Source organism: Flavitalea sp. (assembly GCF_035489435.1).
Taxonomy (GTDB): Bacteria; Bacteroidota; Bacteroidia; order Chitinophagales; family Chitinophagaceae; genus DATHKG01.
On record NZ_DATHKG010000157.1, the window covers coordinates 1 to 11,677 of the forward strand.

The 11,677-nt window shown below is 42.0% G+C and carries 8 protein-coding genes and 1 tRNA gene; 7 read left to right on the plus strand and 2 right to left on the minus strand.

Going from position 1 to position 11,677, the window contains the following annotated elements:
* Positions 1-269: 269 nt before the first annotated feature.
* A tRNA-Glu gene (locus tag VK664_RS24170) sits at positions 270-341 on the minus strand.
* A gap of 243 nt (positions 342-584) precedes the next feature.
* Here VK664_RS24170 and gap point away from each other — a divergent pair.
* The 5 genes from gap to VK664_RS24195 all read left to right on the plus strand — a co-directional run bounded on the left by gap (position 585) and on the right by VK664_RS24195 (position 5,504).
* Positions 585-1,601 (plus strand): type I glyceraldehyde-3-phosphate dehydrogenase, encoded by a 1,017-nt coding sequence (gene gap, locus VK664_RS24175; protein ID WP_461401290.1) that lies wholly within the window; start codon positions 585-587, stop codon positions 1,599-1,601.
* Between the two features lie 154 nt (positions 1,602-1,755).
* Positions 1,756-2,955, plus strand: a complete 1,200-nt coding sequence (locus VK664_RS24180) for a phosphoglycerate kinase (RefSeq protein WP_461401291.1) — start codon at positions 1,756-1,758, stop codon at positions 2,953-2,955.
* 435 nt (positions 2,956-3,390) lie between these two features.
* Entirely contained in the window at positions 3,391-3,987 is a 597-nt protein-coding gene (locus tag VK664_RS24185) for a LemA family protein (protein ID WP_461401292.1), read from the plus strand.
* A 196-nt stretch (positions 3,988-4,183) separates the two neighbouring features.
* On the plus strand, positions 4,184-4,639 hold the full coding sequence (locus VK664_RS24190) for a TPM domain-containing protein (RefSeq protein WP_461401293.1): 456 nt from the start codon (positions 4,184-4,186) through the stop codon (positions 4,637-4,639).
* Positions 4,640-4,649: 10 nt separating this feature from the next.
* Positions 4,650-5,504: a TPM domain-containing protein gene (locus tag VK664_RS24195; protein ID WP_461401294.1), complete on the plus strand. Its 855-nt coding sequence runs from the start codon at positions 4,650-4,652 to the stop codon at positions 5,502-5,504.
* Between the two features lie 288 nt (positions 5,505-5,792).
* Here the strand turns inward: VK664_RS24195 and VK664_RS24200 are convergent, their stop codons facing one another.
* Positions 5,793-8,297, minus strand: a complete 2,505-nt coding sequence (locus VK664_RS24200; protein ID WP_461401295.1) for a M1 family aminopeptidase — start codon at positions 8,295-8,297, stop codon at positions 5,793-5,795.
* 118 nt (positions 8,298-8,415) lie between these two features.
* On the opposite strand from VK664_RS24200, the gene VK664_RS24205 reads away from it, so the two are divergent.
* Entirely contained in the window at positions 8,416-10,401 is a 1,986-nt protein-coding gene (locus tag VK664_RS24205; RefSeq protein WP_461401296.1) for a DUF4476 domain-containing protein, read from the plus strand.
* 36 nt (positions 10,402-10,437) lie between these two features.
* A complete protein-coding gene (gene truA, locus VK664_RS24210) occupies positions 10,438-11,184 on the plus strand; it encodes a tRNA pseudouridine(38-40) synthase TruA (RefSeq protein ID WP_461401297.1) in 747 nt (248 codons plus the stop codon).
* The last annotated feature ends 493 nt before the right edge of the window (positions 11,185-11,677 follow it).

The following is an 11,677-nucleotide window of genomic DNA, read 5'->3' on the forward strand; positions in this document are numbered from 1 at the left end:
CACCTGTTTGATGAATTTCATATCTCGGTTTTATTCTCTAAATGTGCGACAAGTTACGTACTTATTGAATATTGTTCATGTAGCTGTTTGTCAACCAGTCGCATATAATAAATGTGAAACACTTGACCACTACAAGTTAGCAGGGGTCGCCACATAACTTTCAAAAATTCAAAGAAGTAATTACGCATCTTTTGTTACCTATTCGTTACTCACTAAACGAAAAATCCCTGCAAATTCTAAAATTGCAGGGATTCAAAATTTAAACTATGTACCGCGTAGGGGAATCGAACCCCTCATTCATCCGTGAAAGGGATGCGTCTTAACCGATTGACCAACGCGGCTAATTTTGGGACGGCAAAGATAGTAGCTGTTCGTTTTCCAGCCAAAATTTTTTGCTATTATCGCCAAGAATCTTTTTGGGAACCTGAATGGCTGTCAATCAACGCTAAATATGCGATTTTCTTCTTAATTCATATGATCTCCAACGCTTTTGAGCAAAAACGATCCTAAATCGGTAACTGATTATTTATTTCATTATTGTAACTTCGCTGCGCATTTTACCACTATTAAAAATCAAATTGAACATGAGCACAGTAAAAGTTGCCATTAATGGTTTCGGTCGTATAGGTCGGTTAGTCTATCGCCAGATATATAAAATGGAAGGAATTGAAGTAGTAGCAATCAATGATCTTACCAGTCCCAAGGTTCTTGCGCACCTCTTAAAATATGACAGTGCACAGGGTCGTTTCGACGCAGAAGTTAAATCAACCGAAAATTCTATTATAGTTAACGGAGATGAAGTAAAAATCTACGCCCAGAAAAACCCCGCAGAAATTGCCTGGAAATCACATGACGTTGATGTGGTCCTTGAATGTACAGGTTTCTTCACAGACAAAGACAAAGCCGCCGCTCACCTTACTGCCGGCGCAAAACGTGTTGTGATCTCTGCACCAGCAACAGGAGATCTTAAAACGATTGTTTTCAACGTAAATCATAATATACTCGACGGAACTGAAGAAATCATCAGCTGCGCAAGCTGTACCACAAACTGTCTTGCACCAATGGCCCAGGTTCTGGAAGAGAAATATGGCATTGTAAACGGTCTGATGACTACCGTGCATGCCTACACGAACGATCAGAACACCCAGGATGCTCCACATCCAAAAGGTGATCTTCGCCGTGCAAGAGCTGCTGCCCAGAACATCGTTCCAAACAGTACTGGTGCTGCAAAGGCGATCGGCCTGGTTCTGCCTTCACTAAAAGGTAAACTTGACGGATCTGCACAAAGGGTACCAACACTTACAGGTTCTTTGACTGAATTAACAGTTGTTCTTGGAAAAAAAGTAACTGTTGATGAGATCAATGCTGCAATGAAAGCCGCTTCAAACGAGAGTTTTGGTTACACAACTGACGAAATAGTTAGCAGTGATGTTATCGGTATCACTTATGGTTCTTTGTTTGATGCAACTCAAACCAAGGTTCAGACTGCCGGCGACATTCAACTCGTAAGAACAGTGAGCTGGTACGATAATGAAATGAGTTATGTTAGCCAACTGGTTCGTACAGTGAACTATTTTGCACAACAGATCAATAAAAAATAACTGAACTTAAAGCCTTTCAACGAAGCACGGTTTTTGCTGTGCTTCAGCGAAAGCTTAATAAATCTGAATTGAAGATGCCGGAAGCTTTCCGGCATTTTTGTTTTCTGCAGACATTTTTGTTTTCTGTAAATTTGATCACCACTAAAAATTCTATATGCCAAAGTTTTCAGATTACGATTTCTCAGGTAAAAAAGCGTTGATCCGGGTAGATTTTAATGTTCCGTTGGATGATAAATTCCAGATCACTGACGATACCAGGATGACCGCCTCGATTCCAACAATCAAAAAAATACTTGAGAAGGGCGGAAGCGTTATTCTTATGAGTCATCTCGGACGCCCGAAAGACGGACCGACAGACAAATACTCTTTAAAACACCTGGTTCCCCATCTCCAGGAGTTACTACCGGGAACTAAAGTATTATTTAGTGAAGATTGTATTGGTGAGAAAGCGACCTCCGCTGCCAAAGCTTTAAAACCGGGTGAAGTATTGTTGCTGGAAAATCTTCGCTTTTATAAAGAAGAAGAAAAGGGTGATGAGAACTTCGCCAAAAAGTTAAGTGAATCAGGAGATGTTTATATAAATGATGCTTTTGGTACCGCGCATCGTGCACATGCATCAACAGCTGTGATTGCGAAATTCTTCGACGCTGATAAAAAAATGTTTGGCCTGCTAATGGAATCAGAAGTTGAAAACGCTGAGAAGATTTTACACAAATCCGAAAAACCATTCACCGCAATCATAGGCGGAGCAAAAGTTTCAGACAAAATTCTCATCATTGAAAATTTGCTTGAACGTGCAACCGATATCATTATCGGTGGTGGTATGGCTTATACTTTTATCAAGGCTAACGGGGGTGAAGTTGGAAAGTCGCTAGTTGAAGATGATCGCCTCGAAACAGCAAAGGAACTGATTGCAAAAGCCGTTGCAAAAGGAGTTTGTATTCATCTGCCTTCCGATTCAGTGATAGCCGACAAATTTGATGCAAATGCTACAACATCACATGCACCAAGCAATAAGATTCCCGACGGATGGATGGGGCTTGATATCGGTCCTTATGCCAGCGAGCAGTTTTCAAATGTAATCAGTAAGTCAAAGACCCTGCTTTGGAATGGCCCCATGGGTGTATTCGAAATGGAAAAGTTCCAGACCGGTACAAAGGCAATTGCAACGGCAATCGCAAAAGCAACCGAAAAAGGCGCTTACTCACTGGTTGGTGGAGGTGATTCTGTTTCAGCGGTTAATCAATTCGGATTTGCAGATAAGGTAAGTTATATCTCAACAGGCGGCGGAGCTTTGCTGGAATACTTTGAAGGCAAAGAATTGCCAGGTATCGCGGCTATCAGCAAAAAATAATTGTCTGAATATTAAATAACCAGCAGCTGTGATGCGAAAAAAGTATCATGGCTGCTTTTTTTTGATTCCAAGTCAGCATTGAAGATAAGGCTTGGGTTTTCAAAAATCAATGGAGACAAATTCCAATATTCAGCGAAGACAAACGTCTCCCTCTGAAACAAATCAGTTACACAGATGCGCGTTGCAGATACGGGTTACAGATGATTAAAAATGAGACTTGTAATATTTGCTTCCTGAATGCGACAAACTTCAATAGAAATATGAGTTATAAGTTATGAATTATGAAAGAGTTTTGAGATTGTGAGTGATGAATGGGATGTTACTTGATTCATTCCAGGTTCAGATGTGTTTTTAACAAAGATCCCTGGTAGAAATATTAACATTAAAAAACCGCAAAAACATTAATTTTAGCTATAAATAAAAAAGAAACATAAAATGAAGACAAGAAACCTCACGCTTATCATAATTGTTGCTGCAGTTCTCTTACTCGGAGGATGCGGTTGTGGTAGTTATAATACCATGAATGCACAGAAACAACAGGTAGGTGAATCCTGGAGTAATGTTGAAAATCAGTATAAACGCCGTACCGATCTGATTGGAAACCTCGTAAACACTGTAAAAGGTGCTGCTAACTTTGAACAGGAAACACTTACCCAGGTGATTAATGCAAGGGCTAAGGCAACCCAGGTTACTATTGATCCAAGTAATATAACACCTGAAAAAATGCAACAATTCCAGGCTGCACAGGGCGAAGTAAGTGGTGCTTTAAGCAGATTGCTGGTAACTGTAGAAAGATATCCAGAGCTTAAGGCTACTCAAAACTTTCAAAACCTCCAGGTTGAGCTATCCAGTACAGAAAACAAGATCGCTACCGAAAGGAGCCGTTTCAATGAAGTTGCCCGGAACTACAATACAACAGTCACAAAGTTTCCAAACGTGCTTTATGCAGGTGTATTAGGTTTTAAGGAACGTCCTTATTTTGCAGCAACAGAAGCAGAGCAGAAAACGCCAAATGTTGATTTCAGTAAATAGCAAATGGTCTTACTATCCCAAACCAGCAAAATTTATTTGAGCTGGTTGAAATGGCGGGATCAACTTTAAATAATCAGATAAAGTTCATATTAAGGTCCGCCTCATTGATACAACTGCTTTGTTGCAGATTGCAACTGGTTTGTATTAAAGAAGTGGACCTTGATATGTAATTGAATCTTTCTGAAAATGCTTGCTTATGTCTATTTTCTTCAAAAAAGCTGAATTTCTGAGTGCTTCAGAAAAAGAAAAGATCATTGCTGCTATCAAGGAATCTGAAAGGCGTACAAGCGGTGAGATCAGGGTCTACATGGAAAGCCGTTGTCGTTTTGTTGATCCGCTTGACAGGGCGAAAGAAGTTTTCTGGACTTTGAAAATAGATCAGACTGCCGAACGAAATGCAGTGTTGATCTATGTTGCAGTAAAGGATCACCAGATGGCAATTCTTGGTGACGAAGGGATCCATAAGAAAGTGGGAGAGGCATTCTGGACCGCAGAGATTGCCAAAATGCGTATGCACTTCCAACAGCAACATTATATGGATGCCTTGGTGCTGGTAATCGAGGATATTGGACACGCCCTGGATGAACATTTCCCTTACGATAGCAAATCAGATAAGAATGAACTCCCCGACGATATCGTATTTGGGAAATAAGCAATTAAATATGATAGATCTCAAGCTAACAAAAAATATTTCCTTCTCCAGGGTAACCGGCTTTATCACCTTGTTGATGTTTGCACTGTTTAGTTCGGTGACCACATTACAGGCGCAGGTTGTGCCGCATAACCTATTGCCCCCGAAACCTAATCCTGCCAGGCTCGTTAATGATTATGCCGACCTGTTAACCCCGGAAGAAGAAAGGCAGTTGGAGCGGAAACTGGTAGCCTATGACGATTCAACAACAAACCAGATTTTAATAGTTACCGTTAAAACCATGCGTGGGTATGAAGCTGATCAATATGCAACAGAAATTGGTCATTACTGGGGCGTTGGTGGCCAGGGTAAATATGATAATGGTGTTGTAATACTTGTAAGTGATGGAACCGAAGAAAATGGCAAACGTCGTTTTTTTATTGCGACGGGTTATGGCCTCGAAGGAGCCCTTCCTGCCATTACCACAAACGCTATTGCCGAAGAATTCCTGGTGCCCAACCTGAAAAACAACAATTATTTTGAAGCATTTGATCAGACCACAAATGCCGTTTTCAGAGCAGCGGCGGGCGAATATAAAGCCCCGGAAAATTACAGGAAACGAAAGTCAGGAGGCAAGGGTGGTGGAATTGTCGGTTTTATGGTGCTGGCTATAATTATTTTTATCATCTCTCGAAATAACCGCGGTGGCGGGGGTGGATTTATGAGCCGGAGAGGTTATAGAGGCGGATTCCCTGTTATATTCCCTGGTGGCGGTGGATGGGGTGGCAGTGGTGGTGGATTTGGCGGCGGCGGAGGTGGTGGTGGCGGCTTCGGCGGTTTCGGTGGCGGCGGCTTCGGTGGCGGAGGTTCGGGCGGAAGTTGGTAAGTAAAGAGAGATATGAATTATGAGTTATGAGTTATGAAACTTTAGATATGAGGTTTGGAGTTATGAAATGGTTTAAATGGTGACTCTACCTTGGTTTGACAAAAAACGTTTAAGTCATAAAAGCAAAAAGCGGTTTCAAAGTTGAAACCGCTTTTCGCTTTTATGTCCTTAATATATTATCGAAATAAGAGAGAGAGTTATCGATCGAAGAATTCATAATTCAAAACTCATATCAAAGTTTTCATAATTCATAACTCATAATTCATAATTCTCTTAACACCACTTTCTTTAAAACGATTTACGTTGATCGCCAATTTTCGACTTAATATAGTCGATTTGTGTTTGTAACGGGGCTTTGTCGGTGGCGGCGGCTTTGGCGGTTTCTTTTTTGGCTGCAACAGATTTCAGCATGTTATCGATTACCGGAGCATAGCCATATTTTTCGACTTGTTGGCGAAACTCAACAATCAGATCAACACCTTTTTTTAATTTATCGGTATCCTTAATTTTTGTGAGGTAGTCGCTCATTGGCTGCAACATGGAAATTTTTGTCATTGACAATGGCAGGTCGTCAAAGTATTTTGCAATGGCATCAAAACTACCTTCATCCCCGCTTTGTATCAGAACGGTTGCCATGGTGCCCATGAGTTTACCTTTAGCCGGGGTAGTTATCAGTTTTTTTGTAGCGGCTAAACCAGCTTCCTTATCAACCTTGGTAAGTGATTCGAGCGCGAAACCTGAAACAGTATAAGATGAATCATTAAGGTTTTTCACGAACAGCTCTTTGTATTCAGGGTTACTATAACTTCCAAGAAGCCCTATTGCAGTGGCTTTGGTGGTGGGTTTCGGATCTGATTTGGAAATAGCCAGGATCAACGGCTCCATTTCTGTTTTAACAGCTTCTTTTTTAAGATCGAGTTTTGTTAGAGCATAAGTTCTTAAACCATGGTATTTATCTTTCAGTGAAGATTTCAAAATCTCAACTGCCTTTGGATTATCCTGGTTTTTTGAAGCAAAGTCAATTGCTTCCCTTCTGTCCATATATGTGCCGGCATTTTTAAACTGATACACATAGTTGTCAAGGGTTTTATTATCCTTTTTTTCAGCAAGCAAAACTTTGTCGCCATCAAAATTTACAAGATCAGGCCTTGATGTATATGCGAAAGTAAAAGTATCAACCGCGTTTTCAACCCAAACCGAATGACGTTTTTTATTGGTACCATTGTATATATCGATGGCAACCGGCAAACGGAACAATTTATTGCTGCTCTGTGTTTGTTTAACAATCACACTAACCGTTTTTGCATTGTCATCATACACATAATCAACAGACAACTTCGGGTGACCACTGCCAAAATACCATTGGTTCCAGAACCAGTTCATATCCTTGCCAGTCACCTCTTCAAATGCAAGTCTTAAATTATGCGACTCAGCCGCTTTAAACTTATTGGCAGTCAGGTAAAGGTTTAATGATTTGTAGAAAGCACTATCTCCTACATAATTTCTAAGCATGTTCAGGATCCTTCCGCCTTTATTATAACTAACGGCGTCGAACATGGCTTCTTTGTCTTCATAGTAAAAACGAACAAGATCTTTTTTATCACTCATGCTTTGAAAATATCCCTGCATGTCGTTGAAGTTTTCTTCAGCACCAGCGTCTTTACCGTATTTGTGTTCATTCCAAAGTACCTGGCTATAGTTTGCAAATGATTCATTCACTGTCAGGTTGCTCCAGCTTTCACTGGTTACAAGATCTCCGAACCACTGGTGAAACAATTCATGTGCAATTGTTCCTTCCCAGGTATTTCCATCCACGAGTTCGCGGGCATCCTGTTGTGCACTTTCCTGGTGCAGGGTAGCGGTCGTATTTTCCATAGCGCCACTAACATAATCGCGGCCGACCATTTGGGAATATTTCACCCAAGGATATTCCACACCTAAAACTTTTGAGAAAAACGCTATCATTTCCGGCGTATTACCAAATATCTTCCTGGCAACCGGTGCATATTCTTTTTCTACATAGTAACTGACTTCTTTTCCTTTATAATTATCCTTTACAACAGCGAAATCACCGACACCCATAAAAAAAAGATATGGCGCATGTGGCAGATCCATTTTCCAGGAATCCGTGCGGGTGCCATCGGCGTTTTTCTTTTGAGAAACCAGTTTACCATTTGACAGCGTTACATATTTTTCGGGAACAGTCATTATTGTTTCCTGGGTAGATTTTTGATTTGGCCTGTCTATAGTCGGGCACCAAACGGAGGTTCCTTCGGTTTCTCCCTGGGTCCAGATCTGGGTTGGTTTATCTTTTTCTTCGCCGCGTGGATTGATGAAGTAAAGACCTTTTGCATCGGTAATGGCAGCACTACCTTTTCCCGTATACTCATCAGGTTTAGCAACGTATTCTATGTAGATGGTATAACTTTCGTCTGCTTTGTATGATTTGTTTAACCGGATATTCAGCATCATGCCATCATAATCGAACTTTAGCGGACTGGTAGATGAACCTTTAACCAGGGCGACTTTCTGAATAGTCATGCCTTTTGCATCCAGTTCAAGACTATCGGTTGAATAAAAATGTGGTTTGAGTGTAATCCAGACTTTGCCATTCAACCGGGAGTTTGCATAATCAAATTTTGCATCGAGTTTTGTATGGACAAGGTCATTGATGCGGGTGGCGGTTTCACGGTACATTTTCTTCCAGCTGGTATCGGACTGCTCCGATTCCTCCTGAGCCACTGCCACAAAGGAACAGCCTGTAACCAGCAAATACAATAAAAACTTCTTCATGATGAATATTTAGTTGGGCGCAAATATAGTTTTCCAAAGGCTTAAAATTTGTGAAAAAATGTACAAGTGGTTGAACCCTGATAACAAATAAGTTAGATTTGCAATAATTGCATCCTGCATGAAGAAACTTCCATTTTTGCTTGGCCTGGTACTGTTCAATGTGGTTTTGTGCGCCCAGCAGAGCTTACTTGTTTTCCTGGAGGCTTCGGAGAAGAAGCCGTTTTATGTGAAAATTGGTAACAAGATCAATGTTTCAAGCTCAAATGGCCAGGTTTATATTACGGAACTCAATAGCAGCAATCTTGATATTTTTGTCGGTTTTCCCCAGACCGATCTTCCTGAGCATCGTTTCCAGATATCTCTTAAAAAAAATGATAATAGTTTTCAGCTCAAACAGGCAAACCAGGGGTGGAACCTGATTGATCTTGAGAACGACAAGGTGATTCAGCCGGCTGCGACCGTAGTGAACACTGCCATCCCACTTGGCGGAGTGAAGAAGACAGACGCATTTTCAATCATGATGGCCGGTGTGGTTAATGATACTTCGGTGCTTTATACCTCGGTGATAAGTACTCCGCCGGCAGTGAGTGAGCCCAGGACAGTGGTGGCTGATCCGGTAGTGAAAACCGCTACCGTTAATTCCGATGTTTCGGCGGTGGATCCTGCAGCAAATGCTCAAAGCCAGGTGGAAAAGAAAACTCCTGAAAAACTCAGGGCAAGTGCTTTAGTTGATTCCTCAAGGGTGAAACATGTAGATTCTTCGCTGGCTTTTCAAAAATCTCAGGCTGCTAACCAGGCTTCCACCGACAGTTTAAACAGGTCCGCTGAAACTGCCGCAAACAATAGTTCTTTACAAAAAGATTCATCGTCGGAGCCTTTGAAATCTGAAGCGGTCACCGGAAAAGATCCTGTTGCGACCGGGCAATCCGCAATCCCAAAAAAAGAGAACGCAGACAGAGAGGCTATTTTGAAAGATTCGCTGGAGAAGGTGGTGGTGAAGGAAGCGGTTGCAAAAGATGCGGTTGCAAAAGATGCGGCTGCAAAAGATGCGGCGGCTAAAGATGCGGCGGCTAAAGATGCGGCTGCAAAAGATGCGGCGGCTAAAGATGCAGCTTTAAAGGAAGCGGAGGCTAAAGATGTATTAATAAGAGAAGCAGCAACTAAAGATTCACTTTCAAGGCTGGCTGCGGCGTCCCTGGGAGCTGCAAGGGTCGCAATTGAAAAAGATTCTGTAGCCAGGGCCAATTCTTTAAGAGATTCGTTGGCCCGGGAAGCACTTACGAAAGAAAATGCAGCAAAGGAAATTACGGATAAAGACGGTGCAGCAAAGGCTGCGCTCGCCAAAGAAGCTGCTGCTAAAGAGGCGCTGGACAAGGAAAATGCGGCTAAGGATGCAATTGCAAAAGAAGCTGCCGCTAAAGAGGTGCTGAATAAGGAAAATGCAGCTAAGGACGCGCTTGCAAAAGAAAAGTATGCGAAAGACAGCATTCAAAAAGCAGGTCTGAAGAGTAACTCCCCTGGCAGTAACTCTCTATCAGAGGTCAAAAAGATCGCGGAAAAGAAAACCGAAAAGACATTGATGGTCTCCTATACAGATAAGAGCGGCAATGGCAAAACAGATACTATCCAGATTATAATACCCATCGATCCGCCTGCCGCCAGCGTTCCCAAAAAAGATTCGAACTTCCCACGCTGGCAATCCAACCCGCGGCCTTTGACCGACCCGGTTGTTTCAAAAAAGGATTCCGGGTCAAACTCAAATATTGGAATGGCTCAGCCGGCTTCAAAAGTGCCGGTGATGGTGAATTCGGATTGCGTAAACTTTGCCAGTGAGTACGACCTGGATAAGCTAAGGGTAAAGATGATAGCAGAAGTGACTGCCGATGATCGTATTGCTGCGGCTAAAAAGGTCTTTAGGACAAAGTGTTTCACCACGCGGCAGATCCGTGCTTTAACGGAGCTTTTTCTAAATGATGAAGGAAAATACAAATTCCTTGATACGGCCTATCCATTTGCTTCAGACTCCCACGAATTCCGCAACCTGGTGAGTGTAATGAAAGAAGACTATTATATAAAGCGTTTTAATGCAATGATCCGCCAGTAATATTTTGTGTTTATCGCTTATCTATATCTTTGATGAATGCCAAGATATTTTCTCGAAGTTTCTTATCACGGGGCAAATTATGCGGGGTTCCAGATACAGGAAAATGCGCATACAGTACAGGAGGAAGTTGAAAATGCCCTTAATACCGTATTAAAGCAAAAGCCCCTGTTGACCGGCTCTTCCCGTACCGATTCAGGGGTACATGCCCGGCAAAATTTTTTCCATTTTGATTTTGAGCCTGCAATTGATCCAAGGATTATCTACAATCTTAATGCCCTGTTACCGGGCGATATCTGCATACGTTCTATACAGGCGGTAAAAGCCGGGGCACATTCTCGTTTTGATGCCATCTCAAGATCATACAGGTATAGTGTTTACAATCGCAAGGATCCGTTTCTGCGCGACCGGGCTTATTTTTATCCATATACACTACATGAGGACCGGATGGCAGAGGCGGCTGCGGTAATAATGCAGCACCAGGATTTCAGCAGTTTTTCAAAACGTAACACCCAGGTAAAGACCTTCAATTGCTCGATTCTCAGAAGTGAATGGGTAATGAAGGATGGCAGACTCGAATATTATGTGGAGGCGAACAGGTTTCTGAGGGGAATGGTGCGGGGTTTGGTGGCGACTATGTTGCGCGTGGGAAGGGGAAGGGCCACTGTCCAGGAACTTATTGCTGTTTTGGCTGCAAAGGATAATTCAAAAGCCTGGTTCGATGTGCCCGGGCATGGATTGATACTCGAGGAGGTCAGGTTTAATTGGGAGGAGATCCTGGATTGAAAACGCATCTGATACTTTGTCGAATCGTTTCTATTGTCTCTTAAGGATCTTATCTTAAGGGTCTTATCTTAAGGGTCTAATCTTAAAGGGGCCTATTTGATAAGAAAAGGGGCTTATTTGATACGGAGATGGTGCTCAAAACGGCGCTTGAAACCCGGGTTTCCACCGGTGGAGACAAAGTGTTAAAATGCTGGCAGGGAACACAGAAAAACAAAAATAAACTCAAAAAAACTTGGCTAGTAAATTTACTCGCCATATCTTTGCAGTCCGCTAAAAACGAAAGAGTTATTAGCAGGAAGTTCTTCGATAGATTTTTGAAACTCACCTGAAAATACTTCAGAAATAAGTTTAGAAATATTTGGTTAAAATATAAAAGGCACATACCTTTGCAACCCCAACGAAAAATGGGCAGCGAGGAAAAGCTGAAAGATCTTTGAAAGTTTGGAAACAATAGTACGTGAAATGAAAATTTTACGGTAAGGTTTAAGCGACA

Bases quoted from the DNA above. Each gene is read 5' to 3' on its own strand.
- VK664_RS24200 (WP_461401295.1), bottom strand. From the start codon at position 8,297: ATGAAGAAGTTTTTATTGTATTTGCTGGTTACAGGCTGTTCCTTTGTG.
- VK664_RS24180 (WP_461401291.1), top strand. From the start codon at position 1,756: ATGCCAAAGTTTTCAGATTACGATTTCTCAGGTAAAAAAGCGTTGATC.
- VK664_RS24185 (WP_461401292.1), top strand. From the start codon at position 3,391: ATGAAGACAAGAAACCTCACGCTTATCATAATTGTTGCTGCAGTTCTC.
- VK664_RS24195 (WP_461401294.1), top strand. From the start codon at position 4,650: ATGATAGATCTCAAGCTAACAAAAAATATTTCCTTCTCCAGGGTAACC.
- gap (WP_461401290.1), top strand. From the start codon at position 585: ATGAGCACAGTAAAAGTTGCCATTAATGGTTTCGGTCGTATAGGTCGG.
- VK664_RS24205 (WP_461401296.1), top strand. From the start codon at position 8,416: ATGAAGAAACTTCCATTTTTGCTTGGCCTGGTACTGTTCAATGTGGTT.
- truA (WP_461401297.1), top strand. From the start codon at position 10,438: ATGCCAAGATATTTTCTCGAAGTTTCTTATCACGGGGCAAATTATGCG.
- VK664_RS24190 (WP_461401293.1), top strand. From the start codon at position 4,184: ATGTCTATTTTCTTCAAAAAAGCTGAATTTCTGAGTGCTTCAGAAAAA.